Consider the following 22,958-nt stretch of genomic DNA (forward strand, 5'->3'; position numbering starts at 1 on the left):
GTGTGGACGACCCTCGTTATCGTCGCCGCATGGTCAACTCCCTGACGGACCTGGCAGCAGAGCGCCCGGCTCTGGCCGCTCTGCTCGTGCAGCCGCCGCGCCGGGTCGCGGCCGCCGGGGCGTACGCGACGATGCTCGACCTCGTCGCCCGGGGCGTCCTGGCGGTGGACGCGACGGCCGGGACGGTCCAGGCGCCACGGCCGGATCCCGCCGGGCTGGCCCCGTTCGAGAAGCACGTCTTCGACGCCGTCGTCGCCCGCGAACCCGGTGGCTCCGGGCCGATCCCGCTCGGTGCGATCGACCTCGGCTCCCCCGAGCAGTCCCGACAGTGGCACCAGCGGTTCACCGACCTGCTCGGCGAGGCCGCGACCGCGCGCGGGCTGGTGCGCCCACGGGCTCCGCTGGGCGTGCGGGTCGCGCTCTGGATCGTGTTCACGGTCCTGTGGGTCGGCGCGATCGCCGTGGTGTGGCAGGCCGGACGCCCTCAGCTGGCCATCGGCGTGGTGCTCGTCGCGAGCGTGGTCTCGCTGCCGCTCCGGCTGCTGAAACGGCTGGTCCCGCATGGCCGGGGCGTCCAGTTCGCGACCCGCTACGCCCGGCTGCGCACCGAGCCCGGCATCGGGCCCGGTGACCCGCGGCTCGCGTACGCCGTGGCCGTCGGGGCGCGCCCGGCCCGACTGGGCGCGTCGCCGTTCGCCTACGGCAAGCAGGCGTTCGCGTGGTCGCGGCGCGACGGGACGTGGCGGCGGGTCGCGGTCGTCGACGGCCGCGGCTTCGCGTTCGGCTGGTCGCCGTGGGCGGCGCTCGGGTCGCTGATACCCGCCGCGATGTTCTTCGGGATCTGGCTGCTCCTGCTGCGCATGTTCTCGGCCGACCTGGACGTCCGGCAGGCGGCCGACCTCTGGCTGGTGCTGCTGCTCACGGCGGGCTGGATGCTCTGGATTCTCGCCGTCGCCGGGCTCGTGCGGATCGGCTGGCGCGGCCTGCACGACGCCGTCCGCCCGGCCCGGGTCGTCGCCGGACCGGTGATCTGGCTGGAGTCCGACATCGCCGAGGAGAACACGACCTACCGCGTCGCGGTCGACGACGGCGCCGACGTCGCCGTGCGCTACCAGATCGCCGCCGCGCTCTACCACCAGCTGCACAAGGACCAGTGGCTGCGGCTGCAGGTCACCCCGAAGCTCGGCCACGTACGCCGGGCGGAGCTCGTCGACCGCCCACCGGCCCGTGGTGCTATCGCGGACGGCGGCGCAGCAGCCCGGTGACCCTCTCCCACAGCCCGGGGGTTGCGCCGGCGCCGAGCCGGTCGATCATCTTGCGGATCGTGTCGAAGGTGGCGACGGTCGGGTTGCGGTCGCCGTCGGCGATCAGCCCGATGCACAGCAGCCGGAACTCCCGCCCGCTGCGATGCTGCGCGAGGAAGACCGGAGCGCCCGTGAACCCTTCGGGCAGCGCGCCCGCCCAGCGCACCACACCGTCCGGGTCGCGGGTGACACCTGAGGTGGCGACGGCCAGCGGCCGTTGCTCGCCGGGCGCTCCCGGTTCCGTGGTGACGTGCCCGAGGGCGTACGCCCGATGGGGTTCGCCACTGAGGACAAGCAAGTCCTCGGCGCGGGCCGCGACGCCGTCGGCCACCTGGGCCATGGTCCACTGCCAGCCTTTGCGCTCCGCGTGGTCGTGCAGCAGACCCGACGGCATGGCAGCCACGTTCGCACGGCGCGACCAGCTCTGGTCGAACTCCAGCACGGCCAGGTAGTCGGCCGCGGCCCCAGCGGGCTCGATCAGTTCGGGTCGCAGCCGGAACTCGCCCAGCCCGCCGCGGGTCAGCCCCGCGGCGGTCAGCACCCACTCGCGCACCCGATCGCCGTCCGGAGTCGACTCCAGGAGCTCGTTGTACAGGAACGCGGTCCCCGCCGGTCCGCCCACCGGCCGGATGGGCAGGGTGCAGCCACCCCAGGTCTTCACGATCATGTCTTCGAGTCGATCTTCCTCGGTCACGGCGGCCATCATGCCGTGACCGAGGACGCCTGTGTTCACCGGGATCCGGGTGCCGCGGGTCAGGTCAGGCTGTGCCGGGCGAAGAATTCCGCGATCAGGGTGGTCGCGTCCACGGGGTGCTCACGGCTGTTCGGCCACTCGTGGGTCATCGTCGGCAGCGTGTACACCACATGCTCGCCACCGTTGGCGCAGGTCGACACGCTGCGCTCGGCCCGCCCGCGGGCGTTGGCGATCGGGGTGACCACCGGCTGGGCACAGCCCGCGGCCTCCTGCCAGGACTGGTTGGTGTTGCTCCAGGCGGGCGAGAGCATGTCCTGTCCACCCTGGAACGTCACCACGGACACCGGGTTGGCGGCGCCCAGCGGCCCGGTCCAGGCGGCGACGGTGTCCATCCGGCCGCTGACCGGTGCGATCGCGGCGAAGCGGCCGGGCAGCTCGCGGGCCAGGCGGTAGCTGAACGCCGCCCCCGCCGAGAATCCGGCCACGTAGACCCGCTTGCGGTCGGCGTGCCAGGTGGACGCGAGGTGATCGACGAGCGCGGCGACGAAACCGACGTCGCCGCTGGTGGGATCGCCGGCGGTGCCCGGGGTCCACGTGCCGCCCTGCCCCTGCGGGTAGGCGACCAGGAAACCGGCCTTGTCCGCGACCGGGCTCATGCCGCTCTGCCCCGCCGCGCCCGCGCTGTTGCCCGGCTGCCCGTGCAGCACCAGGACCAGCGGCAGGGACTGCCCCGGTCGGTATCCGGGCGGCGCGTGCAGCGCGTAGTCGCGTTTCACGCCGTCGTGTCCGATCGCCAGGCTGTGGTCACCCGGTCCGGGCTGGTCCGGCGGCAGGCTGAGGGCCGGGCTCGGACTCGCCGCAGGCGGCGCAGGCGCGGCGGGGCTACAGGCGGTGAGTACGGTGACGATGCCGAGCAGGGCGAGGACGCGTTTCACGAGAACCCCCTATGTCAGAGTTGACATGTCAGAAGTTACATAGTGAGGAGGCCGGGTGGCGGGCATCGAGGGTGACGATTCGGCAACGGTGTCCGGCTCGACGCTGGGCTACGCGCTGCTGTCGCTGCTCACCCGCGGCCCGGCCACCGGCTACCAGCTGACTCAGCAGGTCAAGGCCCCGCTGGGGCACTTCTGGACGGCCCGGCACAGCCAGATCTACCCCGAGCTGGCCCGCCTGTCCGCGGCGGGCTGGGTCGACTCCGTCGAGCAGGCGGGGCCGGGCCCCCGGGCGAAGAAGACCTACGCCGTCACCCCGGCCGGGCTGGCCGCCCTGCGCGCCTGGCTCGTCATCCCGCCGACCGCCCAGCCGCGCAGCGAGATCACGCTCAAGGCGTACGCCGCCACCAGCGCCGACCCCGCCGCCATGGCCGCCCTCTACACCGACCTCGCCGACCGGTCGACCCGCCTGCTCGCCGAGTACGAACAGGACGCGGCACGCATGCGGGCCGCGGGCCAGGACGATCCGGCCCATCCCCGGTTCGGCAACTACGCCGTGCTCATGATGGGCGTCGAGTCGCAGCGCGCCGTCCACCGCTGGGCCCGCTGGCTGGCCTCCTGCCTGCGCACCGGCCGTCCCGTGGCATACGGCGAAGCGGCGGATTGACGGCCCCTCGCCGGGCCCACGCCGGGAGCGGGACAATGATATTGAGTGGCCGGACGGCGCTCGGCTCGGCACACTCTCCGTCGGCACCGAAGACGGGGGAACCACCGACATGCCTTTCCAGACCATCAGTGACACCGCTGCTCCGCTGCGGCTGTGGGCCGATCCCGCGACCGTCGACGAGCGCGCCATGGACCAGCTGCGCAACGTCGCCGCGCTGCCGTGGACGCACGCCGTGGCCGTGATGCCCGACGTGCACGTCGGCATCGGCGCGACGGTCGGCTCGGTCATCGCCATGCGCGGCGCGGTGGCTCCGGCGGCCGTCGGCGTCGACATCGGCTGCGGCATGACCGCCCAGCTCACCTCGCTGCGGGCCGGGCACCTGCCGGACGACCTGACCAAGCTGCGCTCGGCCATCGAGAAGGCCGTGCCGGTCGGCATGGGCCTGCACCAGCACTCGGTCGACGTGGACCACCTCAACACCGGCCTGCGCGGCTGGCACCGGTTCTGGAGCGACTTCGACGACCTGACGGCCCCGCACGTGCTGCGCCGCAAGGGCCGGGTGATGCAGCAGCTCGGCACCCTCGGCGGCGGCAACCACTTCATCGAGGTGTGCCTGGACGGCGAGGGCCGGGTCTGGCTCATGCTGCACTCCGGTTCGCGGGGCGTGGGCAACGAGCTGGCCCAGTACCACATCGCCAAGGCCAAGGACCTGCCGCACAACGCCGACCTGCCGGACCCGGACCTGGCCGTGTTCGTCACGGGCGAGCCGACGATGGACGCCTACCGCCGGGACCTGTTCTGGGCGCAGGACTACGCCCGGCGCAACCGGGCGGTGATGATGGCGCTGCTGCGCGACGTGGTGCGCAAGCAGTTCAAGAAGGTCGAGTTCGAGCCGGAGATCTCCTGCCACCACAACTACGTGGCGGAGGAGCGGCACGACGGTCAGGAGCTGCTGGTCACCCGCAAGGGCGCGATCCGCGCCGGGGCGGGCGACTTCGGCATCATCCCGGGCTCGATGGGCGCGTCGTCGTTCATCGTGCAGGGACTCGGCTCGGCGCCGGCGCTGCAGTCGGCCTCGCACGGCGCGGGGCGCAAGATGAGCCGCAACGAGGCGCGCCGCCGCTTCAACACCCGCGACCTGGCCGAGCAGACCAAGGGCGTCGAGTGCCGCAAGGACAACGGCGTGGTCGACGAGATCCCCGCCGCCTACAAGGACATCGACGAGGTCATGGCCCAGCAGTCCGACCTGGTCACCGTCGTGGCCCGGCTCAAGCAGGTCATCTGCGTCAAGGGCTGAGCCACGGGCCGACGGCGTCCGCCGCGCCACCTGGCGGCGCGGACGCCGTCGGCGACACGCCCGACCGCCGACGCCACGCCGGGGATCGTTGCGCGGGCAACGGCGTTCGCGCAGCCACCGGCATGCGGACCCCGCCCGGACCCGGTCGGCGCATCTTGCCATCGCCAAACCGACGCTCCAATATGTACCGCATCCATTGAACGCCATGAGATCCTGCGCCACGAGCGCGGGATCGGATGCGAAGGAGACGTCATGCGCCCTGCGCGCTTGCGCCATCTCGTCCTACCAGCCTGCATAGCGGCCGCCGCCGTGCTCGCCGCGGCCCCGGCCACCGCCCAGATCCCCCAGCAGGCCGCCCCGGCGCAGGCTGTCGCGCCCGCCGGGGTCGCGTCCACCCTGGACACCCTCGCCCGGCAGGTCGCCGCCTCACTGACTGACCCGGCCGCCCGCCGCGCCCTGGTCTCCGCGGTCCGCTCCGGTCCGGTCGACCTGTCCGCATTGCGCGCCGACACCACCCTCGCCGGCCGCGTACGCACCGCCGACCAGGCCGTGCACGCCGCCAAGGGCCTGCCCGCATCGACCGGCTCCCTGGTCCGGGCCCGCCTGGCCGACGACAGCATGGCCGCCGCCCTGGCCGCGGGCGCCGTGCCGCTGGTCGCCGCCGCCCCCGGCGACGACGAGGCGGCGGCGATCGTCTCCTACGAGCCCGACGGCCGACGTGTGCTGCTCGACCCGGCCCGCGTGCCGACCCGCCCGGTGATCGTCATCGAGGTGGACGTCGCCAAGGCGCTGCCCGCCGGGCTGGACGTCCTGCGGCAGGCGCTCACCCAGCGCGGCGTCGCCCCCGCGGCGGCATCCGCCGCCCTCGCGAGCGGCGGTTACTGGGCCACCAAGGTGAACGCGGTCCGGCTGTCCGACGACCAGGAACCCTGGATCAAGGGCGCGGCCGAGGTCTACAGCATCGTCAGCGGCTTCGGGCTCGACGGCCACCCCAAGGTCGACGTCGTGCAGATGCCCTACCTGGACTACGACGGCACCACGTACTACCCGAACCAACTGCTGGTGCACTTCTCGGCGTACAAGTACAACCTCGCCGACGTCGTGATGATGGAGGACGACGGCGACACCAACTACCAGCAGCTCGCCCAGGCCATCGCCGCGGTGCTGCTGACCATCGCCGACGTCGGGGCGTACATCCCGCTGGTCGACGCGATCCTGTCGGCGATCCCGACGTCCTGGTGGACCGACGACCCCGACTTCGTCGACGCCTGGTACACCCTGTCCACCGGCAGCAGCGGCCACCTCAACGGCGCGGGCGCGCACGGGTGGCTGGAGGTCGGCCCGTACTGGGTGGCCCCGCTCTGATCTGATCCGCCGCGGGCCCGCGAGGCATGCGGGCCCGCGGCGGCGTCAGCGCAGGGTCGGGACCCCTCCGCTGTCGAGCAGGGTCACCTCGACGCCGGGCAGGTCAGCGGCCCACCGCCGGGCGGCGGCCAGCGCCGGGTCCGCTTCGGCCCGGCCCAAGCCGACGGCATAGGAGGTCACCGGGCCGTTCCCGAACGGCCGCGGCCAGGCGTGCGCGTGCGCCGCCCCGGCCCCGTCGAGCAGGGTCAGCAGGGCGCGCATCCGCCCCCGAACGCGGCCGAGCACCTCGTCGTCGCCACGCACGCCGACCACGAGCCAGCGGGCATGACGCCGGTGCAGCGCAGGCGGCTCGATGAGCACCGGCCACGGGTCGGCACCGGCCTTCGACGCCTCCTCCATGACCTCCCACGCCTGGTAGAGCTCCTGCGTCAACAGGTCCCACCCACCGGGTCCGAGCTGGTCGGCGCAGCTGCGCACCGGCGAGGTCGGCGTCAGCACCGTGCCTTCCGGGTGTACGCCCTCAGCCTCCCCGGTCAGCGACACCGCCTGCCGCCAGTCCCACGCCGCCCAGTCCTCGAAGAAGCGCCGCAGCAACGTCTCGGGGGTGGTGTCGGCGGGCGCGCCGAGCACGGTCCGCGCGGCGAGCACCGACCAGGCCAGGCCGGGCAGCCCGCCGAACGGAGCCGAGTCGAGGCCCTTCGCCCGCGCCCAGCCCTTCACCTGCCGGGCGAGCAGCGCGAACGCGGCGTGCCGGGACCCGACGGCGGCGCGTACCGCGTCGGCGTCGCTGACCGCGCTCAGCGCCACCGCGGCGTCCTCGCCCAGCTCCGCGCGGCGGGCGACGGCGTCAGCGGGATCGAGCCCGCCCGTGCCGATCACCACCAGGTCGACGTCGAGGTTCTGCACCGACAGCCGCAGCCTCGGCACCCGGGCGTCGGCGACCGCCCGCACCGCGACCGCATCAGGCACCGCTGCCCTCACCCGGGTGGCCACGTCGACCGGATCGACCCGGCCTGGCAGCGCCGCCACGAGATCCAGATCGGCTCCCGGCAGCGCGCAGCCCATCCGCCGCGACCCCGTGACGGGCACGACCCCCTCGGCGAACCCGGCTGCCAGCCACTTGACGACCGAAGCGGCCACATCATCCCCGGCGACGGCGGGAACCAAGGCCAGCACCGGCGAAGCCGGCGGTGTTCCGGCGCCCGTGGCCTGCGCGTCGGGCAGCCAACGCAGCTCACCAGTGCCCAGGGTCAGCACGGCGCGCGGACGCATCGGCTCGTCGCCGCGGCGCGACAGCAGCACCAGCTCGCCGACCTGCGCCCGAGTCTCGCCGAGCGCCGCGGCGCAGGCGGCCGCCACGCGCTGCGGGTCGCGGCTGCGGCCCAGCGTCAGGTGCGGGGTGAAGCCCTCGGCCCGGCCCCGGCAGCGCGGGAAACGCCGCCGCAGCGCCTGCCACAGCCGGTGCCAGGGCGCGTCGCCGTCGGCCGCCGGGTCGAGCCAGATCGTCGCGTCGTCGCGGTGGCCGAACGTGTGCACCCCGTGCAGCCGTACCGGAAACGGCGGGACCTCGGCGGCAGCCGCGGCCAGCAGCGGCGCGGCCTGCTCGAAGTCGGCCTCGGGCACGAACCCGAACAGCACGTTCACGTGCGGCGGCCAGCGGTGGAACTGCGGGTCGTGCGCCGCGCGCAGCTCCTGGACCGCCGGCCACACCCGCTCGGGCGGCAGCCACGCCAGTGCGGTGCGGGCGGTCGGCGCGACGTCGAGCACGTCGCTCTCCCCCGCCCCGCCGAAGGCCAGGTCCACCACGACGCCGTAGTGGTCCGACGGGTAAAGGCCGTCCGGCTCGGGATGGTCGCCGACCAGCGCCGCCGCGGTGGCGGGCGCGCCGCCGCGCAGCAGGACCCGGTCCAGCCGCCGGGCCACGCCGGACAGCGACGACACCGCGGCCAGCGGGTTGGCGACGGGGTCGAAGGTCGGCGTGCCGTCGCCGGGCCCGCGCACCTGCGTCCAGGCGTCGTCCATGCCGAGCATCGCGGTGGGCGCGGCGCCGTCGTCGTTGAAGTCGCCGAGCAGCACCAGGTCCGCCCCGATGTCGGCCAGGCCCTCGGCGAGCCGGGTCAGCTCGTCCTGCCGCCGCCGCGCGCCGTCGGCAGAGTGGTCGCTGCTCAGATGCGTCGTCGCGACGGCCAGCGGGCCGGCCGCGGTGTCGAGCACGATCGCGACGACGGCCTTGTGCGGGGCGAGCCGGTGGCTGCCGACCTCCCGGACCGGCAGCCTGCTGAGCAGCACCAGCCCACCGGGCGCGGCGGCGTCCGCGGCAGCGCTCAGGGTGTAGCGGGCGCGGACCCACGGCGCGTCGCGCAGCAGCGTGAGCAGCTCCGGCTCGACCTCCTGGAGCGCGATGACGTCCGCGTCGGCGGCGTCCAGGGCCGCCAGCAGTGCCGGCCGCCGCCGGGCGGTGTCGATGCGGTCGCTGTCGTACCGGTCCCACAGCGTGTTCCAGGTGAGCAGGCGTAGCGGGCCGGGCGCGGTGGGCTCCGGGGTGGGCGCGGGACGCCAGCCGTGGCCCGGCTGCCAGGTGTGCGCGGTGCCCGGGGTGAAGAACGGCGCGGGCAGCAGGCCGTGGTGGCGCACCAGGCCCGCGCCGGAGGTGTCGACCCGGTCGAGACCGGTCGCGCGGTCCCACACGAGCACCCCGTCGGCCTCGATGAACATCACCCGGTGCCACGGGATGTCGCCGCCGGGCGAGAACGCGGGCAGCGGCACCCGCTTGGGCCCGGTCCCGCGCTGGCGTACGCCGAGCACGAAGCGCTCCGGGTCGAACCGCGGATCCCAGCGCACCCGGTGGTAGATCTGCTCGCTGGTACGCATGTCCCCCGCCTGTCGAAGATCGAGCCAAGTATGGACGGCACGCCCCGGCAGCCCCACCGGATTTCCGTCGCGATCATGATTGATCGGCTCTGAAGTGGGAAAATAGAGAGTGCCGTTTATGCGAGTGGGGGTGGCACCGATGTCGGGCAACAAGACCGTCGTCTACCAGGGCCCCGGGCACGTCAGCGTCGAAGACCTCGACTACCCGAAGCTGGAACTACAGGAACAGCACCGCAAGATCAACCATGGCGTGATCCTCAAGGTCGTCGCCAGCAACATCTGCGGCAGCGACCAGCACATGGTCCGCGGCCGCACCACCGCCCCGGAGGGGCAGACGCTCGGCCACGAGATCACCGGCGAGGTGGTCGAGACGGGGCCGGACGTCGAGTTCATCAAGGTCGGCGACCTGTGCTCGGTGCCGTTCAACATCGCCTGCGGCCGGTGCCGCATGTGCATGGAGGGCCACACCGGCGTATGCCTCAACGTCAACCCGGCCCGCGCCGGCGCCGCGTACGGCTACGTGGACATGGGCGGCTGGCTCGGCGGCCAGGCACAGTACGTGCTGGTGCCGTACGCGGACTTCAACCTGCTGAAGTTCCCCGACAAGGACCGGGCCATGGAGAAGATCCTCGACCTGGCCATGCTGAGCGACATCTTCCCGACCGGATACCACGGCTGCTACACCGCGGGCGTGACCACCGGTTCCACGGTCTACATCGCCGGGGCCGGGCCGGTGGGGCTCGCGGCGGCCACGTCGGCGTTCCTGCTCGGCGCGGCGGTCGTCATCGTCGGCGACCTCAACGAGCAGCGGCTGGCCCAGGCCCGCAGCTTCGGCTGCGAGACCGTCGACCTGACCTCGGACGCGCCTCTGTCCGAGATGATCGAGCAGATCCTCGGTGATCCGGAGGTCGACGCCGCGGTCGACGCGGTCGGCTTCGAGGCGCGCGGGCACGGCGCGGACGCCGGCGAGGAGCCCGCCACCGTGCTCAACGACATCATGTCGATCGCCAGGCCGGCGGCCCGGCTGGGCGTTCCGGGGCTGTACGTGACCGGCGACCCCGGCGGCAAGGACGAGGAGGCGAAGGTCGGCAGCCTGCGGGTGCGCATCGGTCTGGGCTGGGCGAAGTCGCACAGCTTCACCACCGGCCAGTGCCCGGTCAAGCAGTACAACCGGCAGCTGATGATGGCGATCCTGCACGACCGCACGCACATCGCCAAGAACGTGCACGCCACGGTGCTGCCGATCGACGACGCCCCGAAGGGTTACACCGACTTCGACCACGGCGCGGCCAGCAAGTACGTGCTGGACCCGAACCGCGAGCTGGTCGGCGCGGGCGTCTGATCACATGTCCACGGCCGTGCCGACGCCGTGGGCCCGCGCCCAGTCGTGCACGACCGCGGCCGCGGCCACGTCGAGTGCGCCGTGGCCGGTCGATTTGAACACCGTCAGCCCACCCCGGCCGCCGCGGCCGGGGTGGCGCCCGTCCAGCACCGCGCCGAGCAGCGTGACCCGGCCCGGGTCGACACCCTGCAGCTCGTACGCCCCGGCGGGCGGCGGCGCGGCCACCGCTCCGGGCCACTCCGCGAACAGGGCGGCCTCGGCGACGACGGCCGGGTCGAGTTCGTGCCCGTGCGAGCCGCCGACGGAGCTGACGTGCGCGTCGCCACGCAGCCAGGCCCGCGGGAAGACCGGCTCGGTCGCCCCGGTGCAGCAGAACACCACATCGGCGTCGCGCACCGCCAGCTCGACGGTCGCCGCCTCGGCCTTGGGGTGCCGGGCCGCCAGCTCGGCCACGCGAGCGCTGTCCCGCCCGCCCACGACCACCGGGATCGTTGCATCCAGCGCCGCGAGCATGGCGAGCTGTGCAGTGGCCTGCACGCCGGTGCCGACCACGGCGATCCGGGAGGGCTGCGGCCGCAGCGCCCGCATGCTCAGCGTCGCCGACGCGGCGGTGCGCACGGCGGTCAGCGGTTCGGCGTCGAGCAGTGCGCGGACGCGGCCGTCGTGCTCGTCGAACAGCGCGACCAGGCCGCGGTGCGAGCTGCGACCGGCCTGGCCGGGGGTGGCGAAGACGGAGACCAGCTTGGCCGCCAGGCCGACGCCGGGCACGTAGGCGGGCATCGCGCCGAGCAGCCCGCCCGGCGCCTGCGCGGCGATCCGCGGCGGCGCGGAGACCTCGCCCCGGCTCAGCGCGACCAGCGCGACCGACACCGCCTCCAGCACCCGCAGCGGATCGAGCCCGGCCCTGGTCTGCTCCTTGTCCAGCACGAGCACGTGATTCATCGGGAGTTTCCCTCGCTGGTGGCGGACCGGATCGCGGCGGCGTCCCGGGTGGCAGGGCGCACGGGTGCGCCGGGTTCGGCGGGCGCGGTGAGCACGGCGGCGAGCGTCGCAGCGGCGTCGGTCAGCACCCGCTCCAGTTCGGACAGCCGGGGCTCGCCGAATTCGGCGTCGGGTCCCACGAGCGTGACGGCGCACAGCGGCGCGCCGCCCGGGGCGAGCACCGCCCGGCTCATCGAGCCGATCACCTTGTCGTTGCGGCCGTGCTCGATGGCGAAACCGGTGCCACGGACCCGGGCCAGGTCGGCCAGCAGCCCGCCGGATCCGTCCAGCGGGTGCCCGGCCGCCTGCGCGACGGCCAGGTACGGCGCGCGGGCCTGCTCGTCGAGCTGGGCGACCAGCGCGAGCGGCCCGGCGAACCGATGCACGGGCAGCGCCTCGTCGCGCAGGTCGCTGATCATCTCCAGGCGGGGCGGGCGCACCACGTCGATCACGCGGGACCGGTCGGCCTCCAGGACCTGCAGGTTGACCATCATCCCGGTGCGCTCGGCGAGGCCTTCGAGCACGGGGCGGCACAGCGCGGCCAGCGACCGGGTCGCCGCCGCGCGGGACACCTGCAGTGCCGCGGACCCCGGCAGGTAGTGCTCCCCGGCGCGCTGCACCCAGCCGCGGCGGACCAGGTCGACAAGCACGCGGTAGGCGGTGGCGCGGTGCAGGCCGACGGCCTGGGCCAGCTCACCGAGCCGGAGCGGGCGGTCGGCGCGGGCGACGGCCTCGATGAGGTCGAGCGCCTTGTCGACCGCCGAGCTGGCGGATCTCGGCACGGGTCGCCTCCTGGGGTACAGTGCACTGACGTTTCAGGTAACGATACAGACGTTACATCTGCTGTAACAAGGAGCACCGATGGCCCACGTGGACGAGCCCGCGCCGACCCCGTACGCCCCGCCCGAGCCCGGCACGGTCACCGCGTACCGCAACGCGACGCTCATCGACGGCACCGGTGGCCCGGCCCGGCCCGGCACCACGATCGTGGTCGACGGCGACGTGATCATCGAGGTCGTCCCGGACGAGGCCGCCACCGTGCCCGACGGCGTGGCCACGGTCGACGTCGGCGGCGCGTTCGTGATCCCCGGCCTCATCGACTCCCACCAGCACCTGGCCACCCCGCCGAACCGGCCGGTCGCCGAGGCGGCACTGCGCCGGCAGGTGTACGGCGGCGTCACCGCGATCCGCGACATGGCCGACGACCTGCGCCAGATCGCCGACCTGACCCGCGCCACCCGGATCGGCGAGATCCCCGGCCCCGACATCGCCTACGCGTCGCTGATGGCCGGGCCCACCTTCTTCGACGACCCGCGCACCTGGCAGGTCTCCCAGGGCGGCACCCCCGGCCACGTGCCGTGGATGCAGGCGATCGACGACGAGACCGACCTGCCCCTCGCGGTCGCGATGGCTCGCGGCACGCACGCCACGGCGATCAAGGTGTACGCGGAGCTGCCCGGCGCGACCGTCGCGGCGATCACCGCGGAGGCCAAGCGGCAGGGCATCGGCGTATGGGCCCACGCCGCGGTGTTCCCGGCCACGCCCGCCCAGGTCGTCGCGTCCGGCGTGGACGCGGTCTCGCACGTGACGCTGCTCGCCCAGGAGACCGCGGACGAGCCGCTGACGTCGTACAAGACGAAGGCCCCGGTGGATGTCGAACGTCTGGTGCGCGACGGCGACCAGCGCCTCGACGCCCTCTACGCCCTGATGCGCCAGCGCGGCACCGTGCTCGACGCGACCGGCAGCATGTGGACGTGGATGGCCGAGCACGCCGACGACGCCGAGGGCAAGGCACGCGCCCTGGCCAACGACGCGCTGTCGGCGAAGCTGACCGGCGACGCGTTCCGCGCGGGGGTGCTGGTCTCCACGGGCACCGACTACGAGACCGACCCCGCGCACCCGCTCCCGTCGCTGCACGCCGAGATGGCGTTCCTGGCCGACCGCTGCGGCATCCCGGCCGAGGAGGTCATCCGCTGCGCGACGCTGGTCGGCGCGATCAGCATGGGCGCGCAGGACGTCATGGGCACCGTCGAGGCGGGCAAGCTGGCCAACTTCGTCGTGCTGGCCCGCGACCCGCGCGCCGACATGGCCAACCTGGACAGCATCGAGTACACCGTCAAGCGCGGCCGCCGCTTCGACCGCGGCGACTTCCGGAAGGACGAGCAGTGAGCACCGACTACATGATCATCAACGCGCTGGGCATCCTCGACAACCCCAACGCCGAGCACTCGCTGTCCGCCGCGCACAAGCTCGTCCAGGACAGCGACGACCTCACCATCGACGCGCGCACCATCGCCGACGCGCACGCCTCCGGCCTGACCGCGGTCAACATCACCCTCGGCTACACCATGGGCGACGCCGAGCCGTACGCCCACACCCTGCGCGAGATCGACGTCTGGGACCGCTTCGTCGCCGACAACCCCGCCGACCTGGTCAAGGTGCTCACCGCCGACGACATCCGGGCCGCGCACCGCGACGGCAAGGTCGGCATCATCTACGGCTTCCAGAACGCCGTCGCCGTCGGCGACGACCCCACCCGCGTGGCACAGTTCCACCACCTGGGCGTACGCGTCATCCAGCTGACCTACAACCAGGCCAACCACATCGGCGACGGCTCGATGGCCCCGCAGAACCGGGGGCTCACCCCGTTCGGGCACGAGGTCGTCGAAGCCCTCTGCGACAGCCGCATCATGGTCGACCTGTCGCACAGCGGTGAGCACACCTGCCTGGAAGCCACCCGGATCGCGAAGCTGCCGGTGTCCATCAACCACACCGGCTGCCGCGCCCTGGTCGACCTGCCCCGCAACAAGACCGACGAGGAGCTGCGCCTGGTCGCCGAGCGCGGCGGCTTCGTGGGCGTCTACTTCATGCCCTTCGTCAACGCCACCGGCCACGCCCGGGCCGAAGACGTCGTCGACCACATCGTCCACGCGGTCAACGTGTGCGGCGAGGACTTCGTCGGCATCGGCACCGACGGCACCGTGACCTCCATCGACGACCTCGACGGCTACCGCACGCAGCTCGCCGAGCACGTGGCGCACCGGCAGGCCGCGGGCGTCGGCGCGGCGGGCGAGCGCGCCGACACGTTCCCGTTCGTCGAGGACCTGCGCGGCGTGGACCAGTTCCACAAGCTGATCCGCCTGCTGGAGCAGCGCGGCTTCAGCGAGACCCGGATCGAGAAGATCATGGGGCGCAACTTCCTCGACTACGCCGACCGCGTCTGGGCCGCCTGACGCCCTGAGCGAACGGGGGCCGCCATCCAGCGGTCCCCTGCCTAGGCTCGGACGGCATGGGGACTGGAACGACTGCCGCGTACGACGCGCACGCCGACTGGTACAACGACTTCATGTCCCCGGCCGCGGGTGACTACCTGCGCCGGGTGCACGCCACTCTCGGTGATCTGCTCGGTCCCGGTGACGGTGTCTGCCTCGACGTCTGCTGCGGCACCGGTGCACACGCGCCCGCCGTCGCGGGTCTGGGCTGGACCCCGATCGGCGTCGACCTGTCCACCGGGCAACTGCGCCACGCCATGCACCGGCTGCCGGTCGTGGTCGCCGACGCGGCACGACTGCCGTTCGCCGACGCCACCATGCCCGCCGCGGTATGCGTACTGGCCAGCACCGACGTGCCCGACTACGGTGCGGTCATCGCCGACATCGGACGGGTGCTGCGGCCCGGTGGCCGGTTCGTGCACCTGGGCGTGCACCCGTGCTTCATCGGCGCGTTCGCCGACTGGAGCGACAGACCACGGGTCGTCGTCGACGAACGGTACGGCGAGCGCCAGCACACGTTCGAGACCTGGAACGCCCACGGCGTACGCGCCCGCGTGGGCGGCTGGCACATCCCGCTGGCCGACCTGCTCAACGCGACAATGGCCGCCGGCCTGCGCCTGGAGCGGACGGCCGAATCGGGCGGCAGCGCCGTGCCGGACCTGTTCGGCTTCGCCGCCGTCAAGGACTGATCCCGCGGGTCAGCGGTGGCGCAGCCGGCCGTCACCGGGACCGCCGGCCGGACCCATCAGCGCCAGCCCGGCGACGATCCCGCACGCCAGCAGCAACAAGGTGATCATGAATTCGATCATCGTCGGCGCCTCCTCCGCAGCGACGTCTCCCTCCACGATCACCGGCGCGCCCGGCCCCGGCAAGCACACCGGCAACACCCGTCACCCTCAGCAAACTCACAGGTCCGAGCGGTAATCTACCCGTTCGAGGGGAGTACCTCAGCAGATCGCTCCGGTCATTACGGTCGGCCATCCGGCCCCGGACGGTCGCCCGCGTCACGCGGGTGAGGGAGACCTCAGACGTCAACGTCTGGAGTCTCCGCATGCCTGCCGAAACCGCTGCCGCTTCGCTGACCACCATCGGCACCCCGTGGCTCTGGGCCGTCACGATCCTGGTCCTGCTCGGGCTGCTCGCGGTCGACTTCGTGATCACCCGCCGCCCGCACGCGGTGAGCATGCGCGAGGCGATCGGCTGGACCGTCTTCTACCTCGCGCTGCCGGTCGCCTTCGGCTTCTTCGTGTGGTCGCGCTTCGGCGGCACACCCGCGGTCGAGTTCTTCACCGGGTACGTCGTCGAGAAGTCCCTGTCGGTCGACAACCTGTTCGTGTTCATGCTGCTGCTGGCCGCGTTCGCGGTGCCCGCGCAGCTCGCCCAGCGGGTGCTGCTGTACGGCATCGTCGGCGCCCTCGTGCTGCGCGCGGTGTTCATCGCGGCCGGAGCCGCCGTCCTGCAGACCGGCACCTGGGCGTTCGTGCTGTTCGGCGCCGTGCTGCTGGTCACCGCGGTCAAGGTGCTGCGCGACGCGCTGCGCGGCGGTCCGCACGAGCTCGACATCGACCAGATGCGCAGCGTACGGCTGCTGCGCCGGTTCATGCCGGTCACCGAGGAATACCACGGCTCGCGCCTGACGGTCCGCCGCGACGGCGTACGCGCGCTGACCCCGATGGCCCTGGTCGTCGCCGCGGTCTTCATGACCGACGTGGTGTTCGCCGTCGACTCGGTGCCCGCCGTGTACGGCGTCACCGAAGACCCCTACCTCGTCTTCGCCACCAACGCCTTCGCCCTGCTCGGCCTGCGCGCGCTGTACTTCGTGCTGCACAACGCGCTGAGCAGCCTGCGCTACCTCAACCACGGCCTGGCGCTGATCCTCGCGTTCATCGGCGTCAAGCTGGTGCTGCACTGGGCGCACGGGGTCTGGCCGGTGCTGCCCGAGGTGCCGACGCTGCTGTCCCTGGCAGTCATCATCGCGGTGCTGGTCACCGTCACCGTGGCGAGCCTGGCCGCCAACCGGCGCGACGCCCGCGCGCTCGCGGCCGCGGCGCTGGACGAGAACAGCGAGACCCGCTCCCCCGCGACGTCCGCCGGCGCGAGCCACTGAGCCTGCGCGAGCGGTCGGTGCCGCCGCGAGCCTGGACCCGGCGGACCGCGGTCAGGCCGGGTCCGGGCCACCGGACGCGAACAGGTCGCCCTGGTCTGCTGCCGCGAGATCGATGCCGCTGTGCGCGGGCGCGGGTCTGGCCGCGACCGGAGCCGAGAACAGCCGCCGCCCCGACGCGTCCTTGCGGCCGGTGACCTCGCAGGTCACCAGCCGCACAGGCCCGTCGGGGGCGGTGAACGGACCGGCTCCCCAGCGCAGCCAGACCGCGACTCGGCCCTCGGCGGCCTCGGCGGTCAGCTTCTCCAGGGTGCGGCGGCGCTCCGACTGGTCGATCTCGACCACGATCGGCGGCTCATCGGCGCGGGCGACTCCCACGTCGACCCAGGAGTGTCGGTCCTCGTACGGCGGCGGCAGCTTGACCACGCTGCGGGCCCGACGGTAGACCCGCCAGCCCTGCGCCATCCCCCACGCCAGCACGGCCTCGGTCAGCGCCTCGGTGACCTGATCGGCGTCACGGTCCGTGAACTCCACCGTCGCGAGCCACGCCTGCAGGGAGCCCGCGACCCTGTCCGCGTCATCCACTGCGCCGCTTCCCACCGGCACACCTTAACCAACGGACGATCCCGACTGGCTGCTGCGGGCGGCGGGCGGGGATGCGAACGGCGGCGTGTGTGTGAGCCCCACCGCGATCAGGATCCGCCTGTTCTGGAAGACGCACACCGTGCCCTGGACCGAGGTCATGAACATCGACCACACTCCGCGCGGCTATCACGGCCACGAGACGATCCGGCTCGTGCGGCGCGGGTGGGTCATCATCGTCACCCCGATCCGTCGCGGGCCACCGGGCATCTTGCGGCCGTCCCACGCCTGGCTGAGCCGGGCCGACCGTCAGCGGCGCGGGGACCGGCCGCCCCGGCTCGTCGGGCTCTGGCGGCGCGCGGGCTTGGCCGGCTTGGCGGGTTTGGCCGGCACGGTGACCTTGTCGGTCGCGTCCTGCTGGCGTTCCTGCAGCCGCCGCTGCTCGCGCTGCGTCTCGGCGTGGGTCGCGCGCTCGCGGACCAGCCACTCCGGCGGGTTGGCGGCCAGATCCGCGATCTGGGCGGTGGTCAGCGCCTCGGTCATGCCCGCACGGGCCAGCCCGCTGTTGGAGATCCGCAGCCGCGCGGCGACCACGTTGCGCGGGTGGGGACCCTCGCGGCGCAGGTCGGACAGCCATTGCGGAGGGTTGCGCTGCAGCTCGTCGAGGTCCTCGCGCGATACCAAGCTCTCCTGGAACTCCTGCGGCGTCGCAGGCAGGTAGATGTCGAGCTTCAGCGCCGCCGTGGCGGGCTTCATCAGCTGGGACTTCTTCGGCTTGGTCACCGCCTCAGCCTAGCGGCCGGGCCGCCGGCCGGGCCGCTCGCCCCTGGCCGGGGTGCCGCCTGTCACCGGGCCGGTGACAGGCCTACCGGTAACCTGACCAGGTTGCGCATGAGATCAGCGCGGCCTGATCGCCGGTGCCCGACCGGTCGACGCTCCGGAGGTTACCGTGCCCGATGATCACCCTCCTGTGACGTTCCGCCTGCTGGTCGTCCCCGGAGTAACCATGGACAAGTGGAGCCGGGTCTGGTCCGAGCGGCAGCCCGAGGTGGCCCTGGAGGTGGTCCCGGTGGAGGCCGCGCAAGCCGCCGCGCTGCTGGTCGCCGAGGCCGACGCCGGGTTGCTCCGGCTGCCCGCCGACCAGGACGCCTTCCACGCCATCCCGCTGTACACCGAGACGACGGTCGTCGTGGTGCCGCGCGAGCACCTGCTCGCCGCCGCCGACGAGGTGACGCTCGCGGATCTGGCGGACGAGACGCTGCTGCTGCCAGAGGACGACGTGATCGGCTGGCCCGACCCGTCGGTCGTGCCCGGCACGGTGGCCGCGCACCGGCCCGCCACCACGGCCGAGGCGGTCGAGCTCGTGGCCGCCGAGGTCGGCGTGCTCGTGGTGCCGCAGTCCCTGGCCCGCGCGCACCACCGCCGCGACCTCACCTATCGCGTGCTCACCGACGCCCCGGCCTCGTCCGTGGGGCTGGTGTGGTCCCGTGACCGGTACACCGACCTGGTCGAGGAGATGATCGGCGTCGTCCGCGGCCGGACCGCGAACAGCACCCGCGGCCGGGCCCCGACCCCTGCCGAACCGCGCCCGGCAACGTCCGCGCGTAAACCGGCCGAGGGCGCGAACCGCGGCAAGCCCGCGCCCGGGCGCACGGGCGCGCGCCGCACCGGCGGCACTCCGCCGAAGCGGCGGGGCCGCTGACCGCGCGCCAAAGCAGCGGTGCGACGCTGTCGTCTACCCGGTGTCCCGATCGGTGGCCGTGCCCGACCCGCCCGGCCGACGGGCGCGCCGCGCGTCAGGCATGATCACGAAGTGAGTTCTACCGGGACCCCGATCCGCCTGTCCGTGCTCGCCCTGTCCTACTTCGCGTTCATCAGCCTGGGGCTGCCCGACGGCCTGCTCGGCGTGGCCTGGCCGTCGATGAGCGCCGACCTGGACGTGCCCCGGGAGACGATCGGCCTGCTGCTGATCCCGTCCACCTGCGGATACCTGATCTCCAGCGTGACGGCCGGGTTCGTGCTGTCCAAACTCGGCGTCGGCCGCCTGCTGGCCGGCAGCACGGCACTGGCCAGCCTGGCGCTGTTCGGATACGCGGTGTCGCCCGCGTTCGCGTTCACCATGGCCGCGGCGCTGTTCGCCGGTTTCGCGGGCGGCGCGATCGACGCGGGCCTCAACGCGTACGCCGCGTCGGCGTTCGGGCCCCGGCACATGAACTGGCTGCACGCGTTCTTCGGGCTGGGTGTCGCGATGGGTCCGCTCATCATGACCGCCTCCATCCAGTACGGCGACGCCTGGCGGCCCGGTTACCTGGTGGTCGCGTCCGGGCAGGCGGTGCTCGCCGTGGCGTTCGTGCTCACCGCCCGGCAGTGGGCGCAGCGGCCGGTTCCCGAGCACGCGGCCCACGAGGCGCAGGCCGGGCCGATCCGGGCGCGGGACACGCTCAAGCTGCCCGCGGTGTGGTTCAGCGTGCTGACCATCGCCGTGTACGTCGCGCTGGAGGTCGGCGCCGGCCTGTTCGCGTACCAGCTGCTCACCGAGGGCCGGGGCATGAGCGACGCGGTCGCGGGCGTCTGCGTGTCGCTGTACTGGGGCAGCCTGTTCGTGGGCCGGGTGCTGCAGGGCTTCGCGGCGCACCGGTTCCTGCCGGGCCAGACCGTCGTGTGGTCGATCGGCGGCATGGCGGCCGGAGCGGTGCTGGTCGCGATCCCCGGTCCGGGCTGGCTGGCCGCGTTCGGGTTCATGGTGATCGGTTTCGCCGCGGCCGCGGTGTTCCCGCTGTTCACGCTGTTGACGGCGGAGCGGGTCGGCGCCGCGCACGCCGACCGGACCATCGGCCTGCAGATGGCGGGCGCGGGGCTGGGCGGCTCGATCATCCCCGCGATAATCGGCGTGGTGCTGGGCACGTGGGGCGTCAACGCGCTCGGCCTCAGCCTCGTCGTGCTAGCCGCCGCCCTGATCGTCGCGTACCTGGCCGCGACCCGCACCCGGCATTCCCCGGCCGAACGGGTGACCGGCATCGCGGGGACGTGACCGACAATCATGTCCATGAACGTGGTCGCTCAGGTGTTCGCCGTGCTCGCGGGTCTGCTGCACGTGCTCATTTTCACGATGGAGAGCGTGCTGTTCCGGCGGCCGCAGGTGCACGGCCGGTTCCGGGTCAAGCCGCAGGACCTGGCGGCGGTCCAGCCCTGGGCCTTCAACCAGGGCTTCTACAACCTGTTCCTGGCGTTGGGGGCGCTGGGCGGCGTGGTCGCCGTGCACACCGGACACGCGGCAGTCGGCGCTGCCGTGGCGCTGTTCGGCTGCGCCAGCATGCTCGGCGCGGCCGTGGTGCTGGCCGCCACCGACCGCCGGATGGCCCGGGCCGCCGCCATCCAGGGTGTGACCCCGCTGGCCGCCCTGGTCGCGGCACTGTTCGCCGGCTGATCCGGGCCAGGTCAGCCGAGGTTGCGGCACCGGCGCGCCGCCGGACCGCGACACGACCGGCCGAGGCGGCGATCTGCGCAGCACACGCCCGCGAGGACGCGATCGCAGGGTACCGTCCAGGGTGGCAGTTCTGCCCGGGTAGCGTACTGATGACCCGGAATTGTCGAGCAGAAGGCGGAACATTGAGCCAGGAGCCCTCAGCGGCCACGTCCGAAGAGACCGTCACCTTCGCCGACCTCGGCCTGCGGCCGGAGTTGACGAAGGCGCTCTCGGCGCTGGGCTACGAGGAGCCGACGCCGATCCAGCGCGAGGCCATCGGCCCGCTGCTGGCAGGCCGGGACCTGCTCGGGCAGGCCGCCACCGGCACCGGCAAGACCGCCGCGTTCGCCCTGCCGGTGCTGCAGCACTGGGCCGACAGTGCCGACGGCCGCACCAGCGTCGACCCGACCGCACTGATCCTCGTGCCCACCCGCGAGCTGGCCGTGCAGGTCTCCGAGGCGGTCCATCGCTACGGCCGCGACCTCGGTGTGCGCGTGCTGCCGATCTACGGCGGGCAGCCCATCGGCCGCCAGCTGCAGACGCTGCGGCGCGGCGTCGACGTCGTGGTGGCCACGCCCGGCCGCGCGCTGGACCACATCGGCCGCGGCACGCTGCAGCTGGCCAGCCTGCGCACCGTCGTGCTCGACGAGGCCGACGAGATGCTCGACATGGGCTTCGCCGAAGACATCGAGGCGATCCTGCAGGAGACCCCGGACAGCCGGCAGACCGTGCTGTTCTCGGCGACCATGCCGTCGCGGGTGGAGGGCCTGGTCAAGCGCTACCTGCGCGACGCGGCACGGATCCAGATGGGTCGCGCCACGCAGGCTCCGGGCGAGTCGCCCAAGGTCCGCCAGAGCGCATACGTGGTGGCCCGCGCGCACAAGCCGGCCGCGCTCGGCCGCGTCCTCGACGTGGAGGCGCCGACGGCCGCGATCGTCTTCTGCCGCACCCGCGAAGAGGTCGACCAGCTCACCGAGACCATGAACGGCCGCGGCTACCGGGCGGAGGCGCTGCACGGCGGCATGAGCCAGGAGCAGCGCGACCGGGTGATGGGACGGCTGCGCGCCGGCACGGCCGACCTGCTGGTCGCCACCGACGTGGCCGCCCGCGGCCTGGACATCGAGCAGCTCACCCACGTGATCAACTACGACGTGCCGTCCGCCCCCGAGGCGTACGTGCACCGGATCGGCCGCGTCGGCCGGGCCGGCCGCGAAGGCGTCGCGGTGACGCTGGCCGAGCCGCGTGAGCACCGCATGCTCAAGGCGATCGAGCGGGTCACCCGGCAGCGCATCACCATGGAGAAGATCCCCAGCGTCGCCGACCTGCACGCCCGCCGGCTGGAGATGACCCGGGCCGCGATCCACGAGAGCCTGCTCGAGGACGAACTCGACCGGTTCCGGGTCGTCGTGGAGAGCCTGGCCGACGAGTACGACATCGTCGAGGTCGCCCTCGCTGCGGTGAAGGTCGCGCACGAGGCGATGGGCAACGCCCCCGACGACGAGGTCATCCCCGACATCGCCGAGCCCGTCGAGCGGCGCGAGCGGCCCGGCCAGGGTGACGGGCGTGCCCGAGGCGGTTCGCGCGGCCCCGCGGCAGGCGCGGTCAAGCTCTTCATCGGACTCGGCCGACGCAACGGCATCCGCCCACAGGACCTGGTCGGCGCGATCGCCGGCGAGGCGGGTCTGCCCGGGCGCGACATCGGCGCGATCGAGATCGCCGACCGGTTCTCGCTGGTCGAGGTTCCTGCTGAGGCCGCCGACGACGTGATCGAGGCGCTGCGGACCGCGACCATCAAGGGCAAGCGGGTCAGCGCCCGCCGCGACCGCGACCGTGACCGCGAGGCGGCCCCGCGCCGCCAGCGCTGGTAAGCGCCACTGACATCAGGTAGAGGGCCGTTCCTGCTCGCGGGCAGGAACGGCCCTCTACCTGTGTGAGCATGGATCTATGGCCGCATTCCAGGTCAGACGCTATTCCCATAAATCCTATGGGGTTGATAGCCTTTCTCCACCGCGAGCGGGCTGCCACGGCATACCGCACGACCGGGCACGCTCCCCCGTCATCGGTGACGAGACTTCGCTCCG

Annotated in this window: 20 protein-coding genes; 13 read left to right on the forward strand and 7 right to left on the reverse strand. The window is 73.2% G+C overall.

All coding sequences use genetic code 11. The annotated features are described in order from the left end of the window. The first annotated feature begins 29 nt into the window (after positions 1 to 29). Complete coding sequence (locus F9C41_RS04115) at positions 30 to 1,265, forward strand: DUF2207 domain-containing protein (RefSeq protein ID WP_155385204.1); 1,236 nt, start codon at positions 30 to 32, stop codon at positions 1,263 to 1,265. Here the strand turns inward: F9C41_RS04115 and F9C41_RS04120 are convergent. Together F9C41_RS04120 and F9C41_RS04125 are read right to left on the reverse strand one after the other, a co-directional pair. Next, the gene (locus tag F9C41_RS04120) at positions 1,234 to 1,998 is read right to left on the reverse strand and encodes a hypothetical protein (protein ID WP_155385205.1); all 765 of its coding nucleotides are present in this window, start codon (positions 1,996 to 1,998) and stop codon (positions 1,234 to 1,236) included. The two genes, F9C41_RS04115 and F9C41_RS04120, sit on opposite strands and share 32 nt — an antisense overlap. A 59-nt stretch (positions 1,999 to 2,057) precedes the next feature. Further along, positions 2,058 to 2,933, reverse strand: coding sequence for a CE1 family esterase (locus tag F9C41_RS04125; RefSeq protein WP_155385206.1), 876 nt, complete (start codon positions 2,931 to 2,933; stop codon positions 2,058 to 2,060). Positions 2,934 to 2,988: 55 nt separating this feature from the next. On the opposite strand from F9C41_RS04125, the gene F9C41_RS04130 reads away from it, so the two are divergent. From F9C41_RS04130 to F9C41_RS04140, 3 genes are all read left to right on the forward strand, one after another. Next, positions 2,989 to 3,597 (forward strand): PadR family transcriptional regulator, encoded by a 609-nt coding sequence (locus tag F9C41_RS04130; RefSeq protein WP_155385207.1) that lies wholly within the window; start codon positions 2,989 to 2,991, stop codon positions 3,595 to 3,597. A gap of 109 nt (positions 3,598 to 3,706) precedes the next feature. After that, positions 3,707 to 4,894 carry an RtcB family protein gene (locus F9C41_RS04135; RefSeq protein WP_155385208.1) on the forward strand — a complete coding sequence of 396 codons (1,188 nt, stop codon included), beginning with the start codon at positions 3,707 to 3,709 and terminating at the stop codon, positions 4,892 to 4,894. A 252-nt stretch (positions 4,895 to 5,146) separates the two neighbouring features. After that, entirely contained in the window at positions 5,147 to 6,259 is a 1,113-nt protein-coding gene (locus tag F9C41_RS04140; RefSeq protein WP_155385209.1) for a DUF3103 family protein, read from the forward strand. A 45-nt stretch (positions 6,260 to 6,304) separates the two neighbouring features. On the opposite strand, the gene F9C41_RS04145 is transcribed toward F9C41_RS04140, so the two are convergent. Continuing rightward, the gene (locus F9C41_RS04145; protein ID WP_155385210.1) at positions 6,305 to 9,130 is read right to left on the reverse strand and encodes a poly(A) polymerase; all 2,826 of its coding nucleotides are present in this window, start codon (positions 9,128 to 9,130) and stop codon (positions 6,305 to 6,307) included. A gap of 139 nt (positions 9,131 to 9,269) precedes the next feature. Between F9C41_RS04145 and fdhA the strand changes: the two genes are divergently transcribed. Next, positions 9,270 to 10,472: a formaldehyde dehydrogenase, glutathione-independent gene (gene fdhA, locus F9C41_RS04150; protein ID WP_155385211.1), complete on the forward strand. Its 1,203-nt coding sequence runs from the start codon at positions 9,270 to 9,272 to the stop codon at positions 10,470 to 10,472. On the opposite strand, the gene F9C41_RS04155 is transcribed toward fdhA, so the two are convergent. Both F9C41_RS04155 and F9C41_RS04160 read right to left on the reverse strand, forming a co-directional pair. Beyond that, on the reverse strand, positions 10,473 to 11,414 hold the full coding sequence (locus F9C41_RS04155) for an ornithine cyclodeaminase family protein (RefSeq protein ID WP_155385212.1): 942 nt from the start codon (positions 11,412 to 11,414) through the stop codon (positions 10,473 to 10,475). It lies immediately after the preceding gene. Next, complete coding sequence (locus F9C41_RS04160; RefSeq protein ID WP_155385213.1) at positions 11,411 to 12,235, reverse strand: IclR family transcriptional regulator; 825 nt, start codon at positions 12,233 to 12,235, stop codon at positions 11,411 to 11,413. The genes F9C41_RS04155 and F9C41_RS04160 overlap by 4 nt, the downstream gene beginning before the upstream one ends. Before the next feature lie 79 nt (positions 12,236 to 12,314). Here F9C41_RS04160 and F9C41_RS04165 point away from each other — a divergent pair, with 79 nt between their 5' ends. From F9C41_RS04165 to F9C41_RS04180, 4 genes are all read left to right on the forward strand, one after another. After that, positions 12,315 to 13,622, forward strand: a complete 1,308-nt coding sequence (locus tag F9C41_RS04165; RefSeq protein ID WP_155385214.1) for an amidohydrolase family protein — start codon at positions 12,315 to 12,317, stop codon at positions 13,620 to 13,622. Next, positions 13,619 to 14,686 (forward strand): dipeptidase, encoded by a 1,068-nt coding sequence (locus tag F9C41_RS04170; protein ID WP_230689278.1) that lies wholly within the window; start codon positions 13,619 to 13,621, stop codon positions 14,684 to 14,686. The genes F9C41_RS04165 and F9C41_RS04170 overlap by 4 nt, the downstream gene beginning before the upstream one ends. Positions 14,687 to 14,742: 56 nt before the next feature. Beyond that, a complete protein-coding gene (locus tag F9C41_RS04175; RefSeq protein WP_155385215.1) occupies positions 14,743 to 15,414 on the forward strand; it encodes a class I SAM-dependent methyltransferase in 672 nt (223 codons plus the stop codon). 362 nt (positions 15,415 to 15,776) lie between these two features. Continuing rightward, positions 15,777 to 16,832, forward strand: a complete 1,056-nt coding sequence (locus tag F9C41_RS04180) for a TerC family protein (protein ID WP_155385216.1) — start codon at positions 15,777 to 15,779, stop codon at positions 16,830 to 16,832. Positions 16,833 to 16,883: 51 nt separating this feature from the next. Here the strand turns inward: F9C41_RS04180 and F9C41_RS04185 are convergent, their stop codons facing one another. Both F9C41_RS04185 and F9C41_RS04190 read right to left on the reverse strand, forming a co-directional pair. Continuing rightward, positions 16,884 to 17,429, reverse strand: a complete 546-nt coding sequence (locus F9C41_RS04185) for a hypothetical protein (protein WP_230689279.1) — start codon at positions 17,427 to 17,429, stop codon at positions 16,884 to 16,886. A 291-nt stretch (positions 17,430 to 17,720) separates the two neighbouring features. Then, complete coding sequence (locus tag F9C41_RS04190) at positions 17,721 to 18,194, reverse strand: DUF5997 family protein (protein WP_230689280.1); 474 nt, start codon at positions 18,192 to 18,194, stop codon at positions 17,721 to 17,723. Between the two features lie 187 nt (positions 18,195 to 18,381). Between F9C41_RS04190 and F9C41_RS04195 the strand changes: the two genes are divergently transcribed. The 4 genes from F9C41_RS04195 (at position 18,382) to F9C41_RS04210 (ending at position 22,745) form a co-directional block, all read left to right on the forward strand. Beyond that, the gene (locus F9C41_RS04195) at positions 18,382 to 19,113 is read left to right on the forward strand and encodes a LysR family transcriptional regulator substrate-binding protein (RefSeq protein WP_230689281.1); all 732 of its coding nucleotides are present in this window, start codon (positions 18,382 to 18,384) and stop codon (positions 19,111 to 19,113) included. A 111-nt stretch (positions 19,114 to 19,224) separates the two neighbouring features. Further along, the gene (locus F9C41_RS04200; protein WP_155385217.1) at positions 19,225 to 20,442 is read left to right on the forward strand and encodes an MFS transporter; all 1,218 of its coding nucleotides are present in this window, start codon (positions 19,225 to 19,227) and stop codon (positions 20,440 to 20,442) included. A 15-nt stretch (positions 20,443 to 20,457) separates the two neighbouring features. Continuing rightward, complete coding sequence (locus tag F9C41_RS04205) at positions 20,458 to 20,838, forward strand: DUF1304 domain-containing protein (RefSeq protein WP_155385218.1); 381 nt, start codon at positions 20,458 to 20,460, stop codon at positions 20,836 to 20,838. A gap of 149 nt (positions 20,839 to 20,987) precedes the next feature. Continuing rightward, positions 20,988 to 22,745, forward strand: coding sequence for a DEAD/DEAH box helicase (locus tag F9C41_RS04210; RefSeq protein WP_155385219.1), 1,758 nt, complete (start codon positions 20,988 to 20,990; stop codon positions 22,743 to 22,745). Positions 22,746 to 22,958 lie beyond the last annotated feature (213 nt).

Origin of the sequence: Catellatospora paridis (assembly GCF_009720365.1) — a bacterium.
In the GTDB taxonomy this organism is placed as follows: Bacteria; Actinomycetota; Actinomycetes; order Mycobacteriales; family Micromonosporaceae; genus Catellatospora; species Catellatospora paridis.